Annotated in this window: 18 protein-coding genes; 9 read left to right on the forward strand and 9 right to left on the reverse strand. The window is 62.7% G+C overall.

Features of this window, described 5'->3' with window-relative positions; translation table 11 throughout:
* Nucleotides 1–35 precede the first annotated feature (35 nt).
* Genes JOZ06_RS04465 through hda form a run of 5 tightly spaced genes read right to left on the reverse strand, consistent with a single transcriptional unit; the run spans nt 36 to nt 3,622 of the window.
* On the reverse strand, nt 36–464 hold the full coding sequence (locus JOZ06_RS04465) for a hypothetical protein (RefSeq protein ID WP_293229155.1): 429 nt from the start codon (nt 462–464) through the stop codon (nt 36–38).
* A complete protein-coding gene (locus JOZ06_RS04470; protein ID WP_293229157.1) occupies nt 461–1,411 on the reverse strand; it encodes a Nudix family hydrolase in 951 nt (316 codons plus the stop codon). Before JOZ06_RS04470 ends, JOZ06_RS04465 begins: the two co-directional genes overlap by 4 nt.
* Nucleotides 1,408–2,274, reverse strand: a complete 867-nt coding sequence (locus JOZ06_RS04475) for an ATP-binding protein (protein WP_293229159.1) — start codon at nt 2,272–2,274, stop codon at nt 1,408–1,410. The genes JOZ06_RS04470 and JOZ06_RS04475 overlap by 4 nt, the downstream gene beginning before the upstream one ends.
* Before the next feature lie 11 nt (nt 2,275–2,285).
* Complete coding sequence (locus JOZ06_RS04480) at nt 2,286–2,951, reverse strand: HAD family hydrolase (RefSeq protein ID WP_293229161.1); 666 nt, start codon at nt 2,949–2,951, stop codon at nt 2,286–2,288.
* Entirely contained in the window at nt 2,948–3,622 is a 675-nt protein-coding gene (hda, locus tag JOZ06_RS04485) for a DnaA regulatory inactivator Hda (RefSeq protein WP_293229164.1), read from the reverse strand. Before hda ends, JOZ06_RS04480 begins: the two co-directional genes overlap by 4 nt.
* Before the next feature lie 183 nt (nt 3,623–3,805).
* Between hda and purM the strand changes: the two genes are divergently transcribed.
* The 9 genes from purM to JOZ06_RS04530 all read left to right on the forward strand — a co-directional run bounded on the left by purM (nt 3,806) and on the right by JOZ06_RS04530 (nt 12,491).
* The gene (gene purM, locus JOZ06_RS04490) at nt 3,806–4,870 is read left to right on the forward strand and encodes a phosphoribosylformylglycinamidine cyclo-ligase (RefSeq protein WP_293229167.1); all 1,065 of its coding nucleotides are present in this window, start codon (nt 3,806–3,808) and stop codon (nt 4,868–4,870) included.
* A 74-nt stretch (nt 4,871–4,944) separates the two neighbouring features.
* Nucleotides 4,945–5,580 carry a phosphoribosylglycinamide formyltransferase gene (purN, locus tag JOZ06_RS04495; RefSeq protein WP_293229170.1) on the forward strand — a complete coding sequence of 212 codons (636 nt, stop codon included), beginning with the start codon at nt 4,945–4,947 and terminating at the stop codon, nt 5,578–5,580.
* Nucleotides 5,577–6,635, forward strand: coding sequence for a DUF3108 domain-containing protein (locus tag JOZ06_RS04500; protein WP_293229173.1), 1,059 nt, complete (start codon nt 5,577–5,579; stop codon nt 6,633–6,635). The genes purN and JOZ06_RS04500 overlap by 4 nt, the downstream gene beginning before the upstream one ends.
* On the forward strand, nt 6,635–7,888 hold the full coding sequence (locus JOZ06_RS04505) for an RsmB/NOP family class I SAM-dependent RNA methyltransferase (protein WP_293229201.1): 1,254 nt from the start codon (nt 6,635–6,637) through the stop codon (nt 7,886–7,888). The genes JOZ06_RS04500 and JOZ06_RS04505 overlap by 1 nt, the downstream gene beginning before the upstream one ends.
* Nucleotides 7,889–7,938: 50 nt before the next feature.
* A complete protein-coding gene (locus JOZ06_RS04510) occupies nt 7,939–9,306 on the forward strand; it encodes a chloride channel protein (protein WP_293229176.1) in 1,368 nt (455 codons plus the stop codon).
* Between the two features lie 85 nt (nt 9,307–9,391).
* Nucleotides 9,392–9,709, forward strand: coding sequence for a Grx4 family monothiol glutaredoxin (gene grxD, locus JOZ06_RS04515; RefSeq protein ID WP_293229179.1), 318 nt, complete (start codon nt 9,392–9,394; stop codon nt 9,707–9,709).
* 214 nt (nt 9,710–9,923) lie between these two features.
* Nucleotides 9,924–10,556 carry a uracil phosphoribosyltransferase gene (gene upp / locus JOZ06_RS04520; RefSeq protein WP_293229182.1) on the forward strand — a complete coding sequence of 211 codons (633 nt, stop codon included), beginning with the start codon at nt 9,924–9,926 and terminating at the stop codon, nt 10,554–10,556.
* Between the two features lie 67 nt (nt 10,557–10,623).
* A complete protein-coding gene (locus JOZ06_RS04525; RefSeq protein ID WP_293229184.1) occupies nt 10,624–11,868 on the forward strand; it encodes a uracil-xanthine permease family protein in 1,245 nt (414 codons plus the stop codon).
* Nucleotides 11,869–11,939: 71 nt separating this feature from the next.
* The gene (locus JOZ06_RS04530) at nt 11,940–12,491 is read left to right on the forward strand and encodes a hydrolase (protein ID WP_293229187.1); all 552 of its coding nucleotides are present in this window, start codon (nt 11,940–11,942) and stop codon (nt 12,489–12,491) included.
* A gap of 67 nt (nt 12,492–12,558) precedes the next feature.
* On the opposite strand, the gene rplI is transcribed toward JOZ06_RS04530, so the two are convergent.
* The 4 genes from rplI to rpsF are packed head-to-tail and all read right to left on the reverse strand — an operon-like array spanning nt 12,559 to nt 13,949.
* Nucleotides 12,559–13,008, reverse strand: a complete 450-nt coding sequence (gene rplI / locus JOZ06_RS04535) for a 50S ribosomal protein L9 (RefSeq protein WP_293229190.1) — start codon at nt 13,006–13,008, stop codon at nt 12,559–12,561.
* Between the two features lie 21 nt (nt 13,009–13,029).
* Nucleotides 13,030–13,257 (reverse strand): 30S ribosomal protein S18, encoded by a 228-nt coding sequence (gene rpsR, locus JOZ06_RS04540; protein ID WP_133678808.1) that lies wholly within the window; start codon nt 13,255–13,257, stop codon nt 13,030–13,032.
* A gap of 4 nt (nt 13,258–13,261) precedes the next feature.
* A complete protein-coding gene (gene priB / locus JOZ06_RS04545; RefSeq protein ID WP_293229196.1) occupies nt 13,262–13,561 on the reverse strand; it encodes a primosomal replication protein N in 300 nt (99 codons plus the stop codon).
* Nucleotides 13,562–13,571: 10 nt separating this feature from the next.
* Nucleotides 13,572–13,949 (reverse strand): 30S ribosomal protein S6, encoded by a 378-nt coding sequence (rpsF, locus tag JOZ06_RS04550; RefSeq protein WP_293229199.1) that lies wholly within the window; start codon nt 13,947–13,949, stop codon nt 13,572–13,574.
* Between the last annotated feature and the right edge of the window lie 526 nt (nt 13,950–14,475).

Below are 14,475 nucleotides of genomic sequence, written 5' to 3' on the forward strand. Positions count from 1 at the left end.
TCATGAACGGGCGCCCATGGGCGCCCGTTTAGCCGTTAGCGCACTTGCAACGGCAATCGGTAGCGCTGGCCGTTCAACAGCACCGTCATCTGCCAGTCGCGCCGCCCGCTGACACACACCGGCAAGGTGGCGCGCAAACGCCACACGGCATGATCGCGCACGAAGCGGTAACGGTTGAATCCCATGTCCATGCTCACCATGCTGAACTCGGCCTCCGGCGCCGCCCCCCCATCGGCGACGCCGGTGAGCTCGACCGCAAATGCCTGCCCCGCCCGCGGCACATCGACGAAATGCAAGCGCGCCCCCCCGGGCAACGGGCATTCGGCACCGCTCGACGCGCAGGTCACTCCTTGATCGGCAGCCTCGCCACCTTGGCCGCGCAAATACCAGCCGACCAGCGCCAGTTTGACGAGTCCGAGGCACAGCAAAGCGGCACCGAACAACAGCCATTGACGCCGGCTCACGCCCACGCCCCACGCATCATGGCCACGCCGTGCGCGCCATGACGTTGGGCCTCATCCACATCCCTTGTTGTAAGACCGCCAAGCGCAAATACCGGCAGCGGCGCGGCAACGGCCAGCACGGCGGAGAACCCCTCCCAGCCAAGCGGCGGCTCGCCCGGGTGACTGTCCGTCGGACGCACATGGCCCAGCAGCGCATAGTCGCACCCCAGCTCGCCGGCACGCGCGAGTTCCGCCGCGTTGTGCACCGAAGCGCCGACCCATGGCCAATCGGGCCGAGTCGCGCACGTGGCCAGCCCGCGCGCGGACAGATGCACGCCATCGACCGCCAAACGGTCCGGCACGGCGGCATCGCCGTGCAACAGCACGCGTCCGCCGTAGTCATGCACCCGTTCAGCCACCGCAGCGGTAAAGCGCGCCAACGCCGGCAGCGCGAGACCGGACTCGCGCACCAGCACGATACCCGGCGCGCCGGGCGTTTCCAGCCGGCGCAGAATGGCCGCCTCGCCCAGCAGATGCGCGCAAGTGACGGCGAATAGGAACGGCAGCGACAAGGCCTTCAGGATCGGCCCGTTGGCCGGCAGCATCGGCTCGACCGTAGCGGTGCCCGGCGCCATCCAGGCAAAGCGCTGCCCCTCCAGCGGCCGCGGCTCGCCTTGCCATTCCCAGACTCGGAAAAATCGCAGCCGCACCGACGCGTGTTCATAATGGTGCACGCGGGTCAGCCAGTAGCTGGCCCGCGTCATGCGGATGCCCATCTCCTCGTCGAGTTCGCGCGCCAAGGCCTGCTCGAAGCTTTCACCCGGCTCGACCTTGCCGCCCGGAAACTCCCAATAGCCAGCGTAGGGCTTGCCCTCCGGTCGGCTGCCCAGCATATAGCCGCCATCCGGGCGCATCAGCACCCCAGCCACCACTTCAATGATGCGCGGCGTGGGCGTCTCGTCGATCACAGCTTGCGCTCCTTCTTGCTACGCCCCGCCCAGTCGCAGGCGAACTGCCACGCCACGCGGCCGGAACGCCCGCCGCGGGTCAGCGACCACTGCAATGCGGCGCGTTCGGCAAGGGGGTCGAACGCGACATCGAAGTGGGCAAGCCAGCCGCTGACGGCATCCAGATAGGCGTCCTGGTCGAACGGATAGAACGACAGCCACAACCCGAAGCGGTCGGACAGCGAGATTTTTTCCTCGATCGCCTCCCCCGGATGGATTTCGCCGTCCTCGGCATGCGCGTCGAGATTGTCGGCCTGGCGTTCAGGCAGTAGATGGCGCCGATTGGAGGTGGCGTACACCAGCAGATTGGCGGCGCGGCGGCCGATGCCGCCATCGAGCGCCACCTTGAGCGCCTTGTAGCCGTCGTCGCCGGCCTCAAACGACAAATCGTCGCAAAACAGGATGAAGCGCTCCGGCCGCTCCGCCACCAGATCGACGATCATCGGCAAGTCGGCCAGATGCGCCTTGTCGACCTCGATCAAGCGCAGACCACGCTCGGCAAACAGCGGCAGCAGCGTCTTGACGAGCGAGGTCTTGCCGGTGCCGCGCGCGCCGCTCAACAACACGTTGTTGGCCGGTTTGCCGCGAACGAACTGGCGCGTGTTCTGAATCAACAGATCGCGCTGGCGCTCGATGTGCGTCAGCTGATCCGGATGCAAGGTATGCGGTTCGCGCACGGCCGCGAGCCAGCCCGCCGCGCCTTGGCGGCGCCAAACGAAAGCCTGCGCGCGCCAGTCCGGTTGTTGCGGCGCCGGCGGCAGCAGCGTTTCCAGGCGTGCCAGCACCGACTCGGCGCGGGAGAGCAGCTGTTCGAACTGATCCATGGCGCCCCCGCTCAGTCGCGCAGCGAAATGACCGGCCAGCCGTGCGCCTCGGCGTGCGCGCGCAATGCCGGGTCGGGATCGACCGCCACGGGCTGGCTGACCATCGACATCAGTGGCAAGTCGTTGATCGAGTCGCTATAGAAAAACACGGTGCCGTAGTTTTCCAGCTTGTCGCCACGCTCGGCGAGCCACGATTCGAGTCGGGCGATCTTGCCCTCGCGAAAACTCAGCACCCCCTCGGTTTGTCCGGTGAAGTTGCCGTCGGCATCCTCGGCCAACTCGATGGCGATCAGATGCTCGACGCCGAGTTCGCGCGCGATCGGCGCGGTGAGGAAGCGGTTGGTAGCGGTGATGATCAGCACCAGATCGCCCTGGGCGCGATGCACCGCCAAACGTTCGCGCGCCTTGGCGGGAATGATCGGCAAGATGTGCTCCGCCATGTATTCGGCATGCAGCCGGTCCAGTTCATCGCGCGAGTAATCGGCCAGATGCGCCAACTGATGGCGCAGCGCCGCCTGCAAATCGAGCGTGCCGGCCAGGTATTGCTGATAGAAGGCCTCGCTGCGTTCCAGATGCGCCGGCGGCAGCAAGCCGCGTTTGAGCATGAAGCGCGGCCACTCGGCCTCGGAATCGCCAGCGATCAAGGTATTGTCAAGATCGAAAATCGCGAGATTCATGGTTGTGCTCTTGTTGTTTGCAATACGTTTTTCACCAGCGGCACGGTGATCGGCCGGCGCATCGCCAGCGAATAACGGTCCAACATGTCGAGCATGGCGATCAGGCTCGACAGATCGCGCCGCCAGTGGGTCAGCAGGTAGCGGAATACGTCGTCGGCCACCGCGAGCTGGCGCTTGGCTGCATGCGCATGCAGCGCCGCGAGCTTTTCCTCGTCCGACAGCGCCTTGACTTCGAACACCAGCCCCCAGCCGAGCCGAGTGCGCAGGTCGTCGCGCAAACGAAGCGCCATCGGCGGTTTGCGGCCCGCCATCAACAGACAGCCGCTGCCGCTGTCCTTGAGCGAGTTGTAGATGGAAAACAGCGTGATCTGGTCGTCCGGATCGAGATCGTCGATGTGATCGACGGCAATGAAGCTGGCCTCGCGGGCGAAGTCCGGCAACCGTTCCGTTTTGGCGTCAAGATAGATCGACGAGCGCCCCAGCGTTTCGGCATGGGCGATCCAGGCCTGTAGCAGGTGGGTTTTGCCGCTGCCGACCTCGCCCCACAAGTAGATGAAGCGCTCCGCGCCCGGGTCGGTCAGGGCGGTGATCACTTCCCGATTGCGTTCGGCGACGAAGGTGTCGAAAACCGGCAACGGCGCGGGGGCTAAATCCAGTACGAGCTGATCCAAGATCTTTAAGCAAGCGAAGGTAAGTTCAGGCCTCAGATTTTACGCCGAGACGCCCTTGTCGCGAAACCTTAGTTTTTTTGCCGCCGCGCGCCACGACTCATGACGGGAGATTAACCTGCTCAACCGGCGAAATTCGGTTAAAATACAGCGGCTTTCACGTCCCTGAAAGCTCGACGTCAAACTATGTCACGTGAAGAAAGCGAGCAGATCTTGAACCCCACGTCCCTCAGTTACCGTGACGCCGGTGTCGACATCGACGCCGGCGACGCGCTGGTCGAAAACATCAAGCCCTTTGCCAAGCGTACTCTGCGTCCGGAAGTGCTCGGCGGGATCGGCGGTTTCGGCGCACTGGTGGAAATTTCCAAAAAGTACCGCGAACCGGTACTGGTATCCGGTACCGACGGCGTCGGCACCAAGCTGAAACTGGCCTTCGAATGGAACCGCCACGATACGGTCGGCATCGACCTGGTGGCCATGAGCGTCAACGACATCCTGGTGCAAGGCGCCGAGCCGCTGTTCTTCCTCGACTATTTCGCTTGCGGCAAGCTTGACGTGCCCCAGGCCACCGAAGTGGTCAAGGGCATCGCCGCCGGCTGCGAACAGGCGGGCTGCGCGCTCATCGGCGGCGAAACCGCCGAGATGCCCGGCATGTATCCGACCGGCGAATACGACTTGGCGGGCTTTGCCGTCGGCGTGGTGGAGAAATCGACCATCATCACCGGCCAAACCATCCGTCCGGGCGACGTGGTACTGGGACTGGCCGCCAACGGCGCCCATTCCAACGGCTACTCGCTGATCCGCAAAATCATCGAGCGCGCCAAGCCTGACCTGGACGCGCCGTTCGCCGACGGCAAGACGCTGCGCGAAGCGGTCATCGCCCCCACGCGCATCTATGTCAAACCGCTCTTGGCGCTGATGCAGGCGCTGCCGGTCAAAGGCATGGCGCACATCACCGGCGGCGGCATCACCGAGAACACGCCGCGCGTGCTGCCCGATGACGTGGTGGCCGAGATCGACGCCCAAAGCTGGCCGTTGCCGCCGCTGTTTCAATGGCTGCAACGCGAAGGCGGCGTGGCGGCGCAGGAAATGTACCGTACCTTCAACTGCGGCATCGGCATGGTGGTCATCGTATCGCCGGAACACGCCGACGCCGCCAGCGACTTCCTGGCCCGCCAAGGCGAAACGGTCTATACCATCGGCAAGATCCGCCCGCGCGATGGCGCCGAGCACCAGACCCGGGTAAGCTGACACCCTGCCCGTCACGGCGCCGCGGAAGACTGCCGCGGCGCCGTCATTTTTTTCGGCATTGCCATAGAACGCAAATGAAAAACATCGTCATCCTGATTTCCGGCCGAGGTTCCAACATGGAAGCCATCGTGCGCGCGGGCATCCCCGGCGCGCGCATCTGCGCCGTTCTCTCCAACCGCGCCGACGCCGCCGGCCTGGTCTTCGCGCGCGAGCACGGCATCGAAACCGGCGTGATCGACCATCGCCAATACCCCACGCGCGAGGCCTTCGACGACGCGTTGCGGCAGGAAATCGACCGCTATGCGACCGACCTCGTGGTATTGGCCGGCTTCATGCGTATCTTGACGCCGGGCTTCACCCGTCATTACGAAGGCCGGATGCTCAACATCCATCCCTCGCTGCTGCCCGCCTTCACCGGATTGCACACGCATCAGCGCGCCATTGACGCCGGCTGCAAACTCGCAGGGTGCACGGTGCATTTCGTTACCGCCGAGCTTGATCACGGCCCGATCGTGGCCCAGGCCGCCGTGCCTGTGCTGGCGAACGACGACGAAGCGAGCCTGGCCGCTCGCGTGTTGGCCGAGGAGCACCGCCTCTACCCGCAGGTCATCGGCTGGTTCGCCGCCGACCGGCTCGTCTGGCACGATGGCCGCGTCAACCTGAACCAGGACGCTGGCGCCAGCGCCGCGCTGATCAGTCCGCGCGCATGAAACGCAGCACGCGCTTCCCGCTGACGCTGGCACTCCTGCTGTCGCTACTAGCGCACCTGGCGCTGCTGGCCTCGGGCTTGCTGCCGTCGTGGGGCCCCGTGCCGGAAGACAAACTCGCGCCGATCAGCATCGAGTTGACTGCGATGCGGCTGGACAACGCGCCGTCGCGCACCGCCCAACCCGCCGCTGCGCCGCCTGACGCGCTACATATTGCCGCCTTGCCGGCCCCGCCGCGGCCTACGCCGAAACCCGCGCTGAAAAGCGATGCGTCCAGCCTTGATGCCCGCGCCGATGCCTCCGCCCCCGCCGCCGAAGCATCGGCCAGCGACGCCTCCGCGCCCATCGCCGCCGAGGCCGCCGATAGCGAGAACGACAGCGCCCGCCTCGCCCCCGAGCACGCGCTCAAGCGCTTCCCGAAGACGGCGGAGCTCAAATATCAGGTCTATTACGGCGCGCTCATGGCCGGCATCGCCGTCATCGACTGGCAACGCGACGGCGCGCGCTACACGCTGGAGAGCCGCATCACGCCGATCATCGGCCCGCGGCTGCGCTACCGCTCCAGCGGCACGCTGAACCACCATGGCTTGCAGCCGGACGACTATGCCGCCTGGCGCAACGACACGCCACGCGAACACGCGCATTTCGACTGGGACAATCAGGTGCTAGACTTCGGCGACGACAATCGCCAACAAACGGCTTTACAGCACGGCGCCCAGGATATTTTCAGCCTGATCTACCAGCTTGCGCTCAAAGGCGCCGAGGCGCCGCCGGTGCAGATCACCACCGGCAAGAAAGTTTATGAGTACCCGCTGGCGCCGGTCGGCCAAGCCGACTTCGACACCGGCTTCGGCAAGATCCGCGCACTGGTTTTCCGTGCCGCGGGCAGCGACGACACCACCGAATTCTGGCTGGCGCCGGATTTCGCCAACCAGCCGATCCGAATCATCCGTTCGGACAGCCGCATGAAACTGGACATGCGTGTCACCGACATCGTCATTGACGACAACAGCGCGTGGCACCTGCCCAAACCTACGCAAAGAAAGCACGAAAAATGATTCACGCCGCCCAATTGGGACATATTGAGAACGTCATCGGCCAGATGCTGCGTTTCGACCGTCCGGCAGACGCCGTGCTGTCGAACTACTTCCATCAAAACAACAAGCTCGGCGCGCAAGACCGCCACCTTATCGCCGAAACCGCCTTTGCCTGCCTACGCCGGTTGTCGCAGCTCAAAGCGCTGATCGAGCCTGACCGCATCACCGCGCGTCGACTGGCGCTCGCCACGCTGGCCCGCGTGCGCGGCCTCAATCTCAAGGAATTCGGCGACAGCCTGAAGAACAGCGAAAGCGATTGGCTATCCACGTTCAAAGGCCGCGTCTTGCCGGACGACCTGGCGATCCAAGCCGAGCTACCGCAATGGATCATCGACCGCCTGGAGGATCCGACACCCGAATCCGTCTTGGCGCTCGGCCGTGCGATGATGCAGTCGGCGCCGCTCGACCTGCGCGTCAACACGCTGAAGATGAAGCGCGATGAAGCGCTGTGCCGCTTGGACGAGGCCGGCATCAAGGCCGTGGCCACGCCCTATTCGCCGATCGGCATTCGCGTCGAAGGCAAGCCGGCGCTCAATCGCCTGGAACTGTTCAAAAGCGGCGCCATCGAGGTACAGGACGAGGGCAGCCAAATTCTCGGCCTGATGGTCGGCGCGCGCCGCGGCGAGATGGTGGCCGATTTCTGCGCCGGCGCCGGCGGCAAGACGCTGCTCTTGGGCGCGCAAATGGCCTCCTCCGGTCGCCTGTACGCCTTTGACGTCTCGGAAAAACGCCTCGCCAACCTCAAACCGCGGCTGGCCCGTTCGGGGCTGTCCAACGTGCATCCGCAATTGATCGCCAGCGAAAACGACACGCGTATCAAGCGCTTGGCGGGCAAAATCGACCGTGTGCTGGTCGATGCCCCCTGTTCCGGTCTAGGCACGCTGCGGCGCAACCCCGACCTGAAATTCCGTCAATCGCCGGAAACGGTCGAGGCGCTCAACCAACAGCAACTGTCGATACTGCAAAGCGCGAGCCGGCTCGTACGCGACGGCGGCCGGCTGATTTACGCCACCTGCAGCCTGCTGCCGCAGGAAAACCGGGGCATCGTCGACGCCTTCCTCGCTACGCATCCGGAATATCGCATCGTGCCCGCCGGCGAGCTGCTGTCGGAGTTGAAGATTCCACTGTCAATGTCCGAAACCTTGTCGATCAACCCGGCACAACACAATATGGACGGTTTCTTTGCCATTGTCTTGGCAAAGGGGGACAAATAAAATAAGATAGAATATTAGAAAATTCGAATTAACAAGAGGGACCGCACCGCATGTCCGAGCAATTTGTCGCCAGCCAGCTTCGACAACAGATCAGCCGCCGCCTGCGGTACTTTGTCTTGTCGGCGGCATCCTGGCGGCGACAATCGCCTATTTGGCTTGCCGCCGTGCTCATTGGCTGCTCGGCCTATGTGTTCGGCACCGGCAGCCGCTGGTCGCATACGCTGTTCGAGGCCGCGTACGCCAACTCGCCCTACTGGGCACTGTTGATCACGCCGTGCGGCCTGGGCTTGTCGGTTTTTCTGCTCAACCGCTACTTCGCCGGCTTGCTCGGCGGCGGCATTCCGCAAGCCATCGCTTCGCTGCACCCCGGCACGCTGGTGCTGCGAGAACGCGTGCTGACGCTCAAGGCTGCCTTTGGCCAGGTGCTCCTGACACTGATCGGCATTTCCTCCGGCGCCACCTTCGGCTACGAAGGGCCGATCGTCCAGGTTGGCGCCGCCATCAAATACAGCCTCAACCGCAGCGCCGCCATCAAAAACGAAGGCACGTCGCGCAGCCTGATCCTGGCCGGGGCCGCGGCGAGCGTGGCCGCCGCGTTTAACGCGCCGCTGGCCGGCATCGTCTTCGCCATTGAGGAGATGGGCCATGCGTTCGACCAGCGCGCCACCTCGACGATCCTGCTGTCGGTGATCATCGCCGGTTTGACGGCGTTGAGCCTGCAAGGCAACTACAACTATTTCGGCATCACCTCGGTCACGCTGGACCTGCGCCAGGGCTGGATCGCGCTGCCGGTATGCGGCATTGCCGGCGGTCTGATCGGCGGCTTCACCGCCAAGATCATGCTCAAGCTCGCGGCGAGCCTGCCCACTCCGCTGCAACGCCTACGCCAGAAAAACCCCGTGCTGTTCGCCGCCGCCTGCGGCCTGCTCATTGCCGTCATCGGCATTTTGGCTGGCGGCATTACCTTCGGCACGGGCTACTGGCGCGCGCGCGAAATCATTCTGCAAGGCGGCGATGGCTTGGAGGGATACGGCGCGCTCAAATGGCTGACCTTCCTGATCAGCTTCGTCAGCGGCGCGCCAGGCGGCACGCTTGCGCCGGCGCTGGCGGTTGGCGCCGGCATCGGCCTCAACTTGGCGTCACTCATGCCCGACCTGCCGCAAACCGCGGTCATCCTGCTTTGCATGGTGGCTTTCTTTTCCGGCATGACCCGCGCGCCGATGACCGGCTTTGTCATCGTCATGGAAATCAGCGACTCCTCCAGCATGATCATTCCGCTGATGGCCTCGGCGCTGATTGCCGCCAACTTGTCGCGCCTCATTTCACGCAAGGCGTTTTATGGTGAAATGGGCTACATGCTGTTAAGAAAATTCAGACGTGAAATGGCAGAAATTGACCGACCACAGTCCGCCACGTAAAATAACCCGATCAGAACAGTCGGGTATTCGGGGCCCTTTAGGGGCCCTTTAGGATCCCCAGCCTCACCCCTATCAGGAGCGCCGCATGGACACCCAGCAACTCATTCAACAAACCGTCACCGACAACCCGGTCGTCCTCTACATGAAGGGCTCGGCCCAGTTTCCGCAGTGCGGCTTCTCCTCGCGCGCCGTGCAACTGCTCAAAGCCTGCGGCGTCAACAAATTCGTTACCGTCGACGTGCTGGCCGACCCACTGGTTCGCCAGGGCATCAAGGAATACTCCAATTGGCCGACCATTCCCCAACTCTACGTCAAAGGGGAGTTCGTCGGCGGCTCGGACATCATGGCCGAAATGTTTGACAACGGCGAGCTACAAACCCTGCTGAAGGAATTCGCCGCCTAAACCCGTGGCGCGGGCATGGCATTGAGCACCGCGTCGTGGTAAGATAGCGTCCCATACCTGCGTCAGTGTCAGTCAGTGGTTGCCGCCGATTTCTCGGTGCGCCCCGACACCCGCTATCCATCGGCAGCGAAAGCTGCCGTTGATGTATGAAAAGCTGTTTTTCACCGGCCGCCGCCGAGGAAAAACAGCTTTTTCTCAAGGTCTGGGACAAAGCATGAACATCACCGTCGTCAATCACCCGCTGATCCAGCATAAACTCGGCCTGTTGCGCGAGGGCGAGATCAGCACCATGAAATTCCGCCAACTGACGCAAGAGCTGGCCCGCCTGCTGGCCTATGAGGCCACGCGCGACTTCGAACTGGAAACCGTCACCATCGAAGGCTGGTGCGGCCCGATCGACGTGCAGCAAATCAAGGGCAAGAAAGTGACCGTCGTGCCTATTTTGCGCGCGGGCATCGGCATGCTCGATGGCGTGCTCGACTTGGTCCCATCGGCCAAGATCAGCGTGGTCGGCCTGTATCGCAACGAAGAAACCCTGGAACCGGTCCCCTACTTCGACAAGTTCGTCGACAATCTGAATGAGCGCATCGCGCTGATCATCGACCCGATGCTGGCCACCGGCGGCTCGATGGTCGCCACCATCGATTTGCTCAAGCGCAAAGGCTGCCGGCAAATCAAGTCGGTCGTCATGGTCGCGGCGCCCGAGGGCGTTCGCGTCGTCAACGAAGCCCATCCGGACGTCCAGATCTACGCCGCGTCGCTCGACAGCCACCTCAATGAGGTCGGCTACATCATCCCCGGCCTCGGGGATGCCGGCGACAAGATCTTCGGCACCAAACACGCATGACGCGATCCGTCTCAGACAACGCCGCTTTCCAAAGCGGCTTTTTTTCAAGCTTCGGAAGGACAATGCTATGTTTCAACGACTGAAACAGCCTATCGCCGGCGCCCAGATTCTGTTCGTCGCCTTCGGCGCGCTGGTGCTGGTGCCGCTGTTGACCGGCCTGAATCCAGCCATGGCGCTATTGGGCGGCGGCGTCGGCACGCTGATGTTCCAGCTATGCACGCGCCGGCAGGTGCCGATCTTTCTTGGCTCCTCGTTCGCCTTCATCGGCCCGATCATCTATTCGACCCAGACGTGGGGCCTGTCTTCGACGATGTTCGGTCTGTTCTGCGCCGGCTTCATGTACTTCGCGTTTTCGGCGCTGATCCGCTGGCGCGGCATGGCGATGGTCAACCGCCTGCTGCCGCCGGTGGTGATCGGTCCGGTCATCATGATCATCGGTCTGTCGGTGGCGCAAGCTGCCTCCAACATGGCCATGGGCCGTGCGGGCGGCGCCCAGCTAGTCGATTATCATAGCGCGCTGTTCCTGGCCTTCGTGTCGCTCGCCACCACCATCGTGGTGTCGATGTTCGCCCGCGGCATGTTCCGCCTGGTGCCGATCCTGGCTGGCGTCACCGTCGGCTATCTGTGCGCCACAGTCATGGGATTGGTCGATTTGGGCAAGATCGCGGCCGCGCCATGGTTCGCCGTGCCGCACTTCACCTCGCCGCAAGTCAACTGGGCGGCGGCGCTGTTCATGCTGCCCGTGGCCATCGCGCCGGCCATCGAACACATCGGCGGCGTCATGGCCATTGGCGGCGTGACCGGCAACGACTACACCAAGTCGCCGGGGTTGCATCGCACGCTCATGGGCGACGGCTTGGGCGTCTGTATCGCCGGCCTCATCGGCGGCCCGCCGGTCACCACCTACGCCGAGGTCACCGGCGCGGTCATGATCACGCGCAACTTCAATCCCGTCACCATGACCTGGGCCGCGGTGTTCGCCATCGCCATGGCGTTCTTCGGCAAGTTCAATGCCTTGCTGCAGTCGATTCCGATGCCGGTGATGGGCGGCATCATGGTGCTTCTGTTCGGCACCATCGCCTCCATCGGCTTGAAGACCCTGATCGAGGCCAAGGTGGATCTGATGGAGCCGCGCAACCTGGTGATCATCTCGGTGGTGCTAACGGTCGGCATTGGCGGCCTAGAGCTCAAGATCGGCAACCTCGGCCTGGCCGGCGTTGGCCTGTGCTCGTTATTGGCGCTGATCCTGAATCTGGTGCTGCCAACGCGCGCCAAGAGCCATGAAGGGATTTTGGAGGCCCAGGACATCTAACCATCCCCCGGCTCGTCGCATGACGGGCCGGGGTGCGCTATGATGTTTGCATCACACTGCGGGAGTCCGTCATGTTGATCGAACAAAAACAGGCCGTACTGCTAGTCATCGATGTCCAGGAAAAGCTGCTGCCCGCCATTCATGAGGCAGACAGGCTGCACCGCCGGCTCGCCTGGCTGCTCGGCGCAAGCCGCGACCTCGGCCTGCCCGTGGTCTTTAGCGAACAATATCCGCGCGGCCTGGGCCATACGATGGCGAGTTTGCGATCGCTGGCGCCCGATGCGCCTGTGGTGGAGAAAGTGCATTTCTCCTGCGTGGCCGCCGGCTGTCTACCCAAGTCCGCCATGACGCGCCAGCAGTTCGTGTTGTGCGGCATGGAGAGCCACGTCTGCGTACTGCAAACCGCGCTCGATTTGCTGTCGCTCGGCAAAGCCGTGTTCGTGGTTGCCGACGCCATCGGCAGCCGCCACGCGCTCGACCATCAACTGGCGCTTGAGCGCCTGCGCACCGCCGGCGCGCACATCGTCACACGCGAGATGGTGTTGTTCGAGCTGTTGCGCCAGGCAGGCACAGAACGCTTCAAGGCGGCGAGCAAGGCGTGGCTGCAAGGCGATCAACCTTAAGCCCCACGTGCTCAACATAAAAAAGGCTGCCCGAGGGCAGCCTTTTCGTGATACGACCGGTGGGTGATTAGGCCAGAGCGGCAACCACAACCTTGATCGGCGACACCACGTCGTGGTGCAGCGCGATTTCCAGTTCGTATTCGCCGATGGCCTTCAACGGGCCGTTCGGCAGACGGACTTCGTGACGCTTGATTTCCACGCCAAAAGCGGTAACCGCTTCGGCGATGTCGACGTTGGTCACCGAGCCGAACAGACGGCCGTCAACGCCGGCCTTTTGTTCGATGGTGATCACGGCGCCATCCAGCTTCTCGCTGCGGACTTTGGCGTCGGCCAGGATCTGAGCCTGCTTGGCTTCGAGCTCGGCGCGGCGGGCTTCGAATTCCTTCAGGTTGGCGTCGGTGGCGCGCTTGGCCTTGCCTTGCGGGATCAGGAAGTTACGGCCGTAACCATCCTTGACCTTGACCACATCGCCCAGTTGACCCAGGTTGGCTACTTTTTCGAGCAGAATGACTTGCATCTTGTATGTTCCTTTCCCGGATTAGTGCTGGTCGGTGTACGGCAGGAACGCCAGGAAGCGAGCACGCTTGATCGCGGTGGTCAGCTGACGCTGATAGCGAGCCTTGGTACCGGTAATGCGAGCCGGGATGATCTTGCCGTTTTCGGCGATGAAATCCTTCAGCAGTTCAACCGACTTGTAGTCGATTTCCTTGATGCCTTCCGCCGTGAAGCGGCAGAACTTTTTGCGCTTAAAGAGTTGACGAGCCATTTGTCTAACCTTTTACAAATTCAACGTATTCGATATGCAGTACCAACCGCGGGTTTTTCAGGCTGCGCTGGCAGAGAAAGCCGGTGAGATTCACCGTCCGGCCGGCAAGCGTTCCCGCCCACGCCGGCGCTTTATCGCCGATTAATACCGCCTGAATCTCGCAAGCGACGTCGCGTTCGAAACCCGCCTCATTCTGTTTGGAATGATGCCTGAGCCACATTTCCAACACCGGCAGGCCGGCAGGGGTGTACCTCAGGGCTTCTTCGCGTTCGACCGTCGCGGTCAATACCAGATGATTCTGCAAAGCATCCGCCTCAGGCAGCGGCTTCAGCCTCTTCTACCGGTTGCTGACCGTCGAGCAGGTTCTTGGCCTTCTCGTCTTTCATCATCGGGGAAGCGTCAGTCACAGCGTGAGCCATCTTGATGGTCAGATGACGCAGAACCGCGTCGTTGAATTTGAATGCGTGTTCAAGTTCAGCGAGGGTCTCGGTGCCGCACTCGATGTTCATCAGAACATAGTGGGCCTTATGCAGCTTCTGGATCGGGTAAGCCAGTTGACGGCGGCCCCAGTCTTCCAGGCGGTGGATGATGCCACCAGCGCTGACAACCATGCCCTTGTAGCGTTCGATCATCGCCGGAACTTGTTCGCTCTGGTCCGGATGGACGATGAACACAATCTCGTAATGACGCATGTGCACTCCTTATGGATTGAAGCCCTCCCACCATGCGTTGTGCGGGAAAGCAAGGGTTGAAACCGGACGATTTTACGCGAATGACGCCAGGAGGGCAAGACAATACCGGCAGGGACGTCGGAAAATGGCTGTTACGGGCGGGGGTCGGGGCCGGCATTTTCTCCCGCCGTTTAAGGTTTTGCTTCTACTCCCGCTTTTAAGCCTGTGCGAGCATCCACTGCGGGAGTAACGGCAACACCTTGAAAGCGGGAGTGGGGGCGAGCTTTTACTCCCGCCTTTAAGGTTTTGCTTCTACTCCCGCCGTTAAGCCGGAGCGAGCTGCCACTGCGGGAGTAACGGCAACATCTTGAAAGCGGGAGTGGGAGCGAGCTTTTACTCCCGCCGTTAAGGTTTTGCTTCTACTCCCGCCTTGCATTTTAACTTTCAGAATTTACGGACAAGCTGCCCAATTGCCGTTTTCCGTTGAGCAAACTAATCTGGTGGGGCTTTGGGCGGAACATTGCCAAAGGCGCGGGCCCGGGGTGTT

Source organism: Paludibacterium sp. (assembly GCF_019232825.1).
Lineage (GTDB): Bacteria > Pseudomonadota > Gammaproteobacteria > Burkholderiales > Chromobacteriaceae > Paludibacterium.

Coding starts and splice junctions, on each gene's coding strand:
- JOZ06_RS04475 (WP_293229159.1), bottom strand. CDS start 2,274: ATGGATCAGTTCGAACAGCTGCTCTCCCGCGCCGAGTCGGTGCTGGCA.
- JOZ06_RS04480 (WP_293229161.1), bottom strand. CDS start 2,951: ATGAATCTCGCGATTTTCGATCTTGACAATACCTTGATCGCTGGCGAT.
- purM (WP_293229167.1), top strand. CDS start 3,806: ATGTCACGTGAAGAAAGCGAGCAGATCTTGAACCCCACGTCCCTCAGT.
- purN (WP_293229170.1), top strand. CDS start 4,945: ATGAAAAACATCGTCATCCTGATTTCCGGCCGAGGTTCCAACATGGAA.
- JOZ06_RS04500 (WP_293229173.1), top strand. CDS start 5,577: ATGAAACGCAGCACGCGCTTCCCGCTGACGCTGGCACTCCTGCTGTCG.
- JOZ06_RS04510 (WP_293229176.1), top strand. CDS start 7,939: ATGTCCGAGCAATTTGTCGCCAGCCAGCTTCGACAACAGATCAGCCGC.
- grxD (WP_293229179.1), top strand. CDS start 9,392: ATGGACACCCAGCAACTCATTCAACAAACCGTCACCGACAACCCGGTC.
- upp (WP_293229182.1), top strand. CDS start 9,924: ATGAACATCACCGTCGTCAATCACCCGCTGATCCAGCATAAACTCGGC.
- JOZ06_RS04525 (WP_293229184.1), top strand. CDS start 10,624: ATGTTTCAACGACTGAAACAGCCTATCGCCGGCGCCCAGATTCTGTTC.
- JOZ06_RS04530 (WP_293229187.1), top strand. CDS start 11,940: ATGTTGATCGAACAAAAACAGGCCGTACTGCTAGTCATCGATGTCCAG.
- rplI (WP_293229190.1), bottom strand. CDS start 13,008: ATGCAAGTCATTCTGCTCGAAAAAGTAGCCAACCTGGGTCAACTGGGC.
- rpsR (WP_133678808.1), bottom strand. CDS start 13,257: ATGGCTCGTCAACTCTTTAAGCGCAAAAAGTTCTGCCGCTTCACGGCG.
- rpsF (WP_293229199.1), bottom strand. CDS start 13,949: ATGCGTCATTACGAGATTGTGTTCATCGTCCATCCGGACCAGAGCGAA.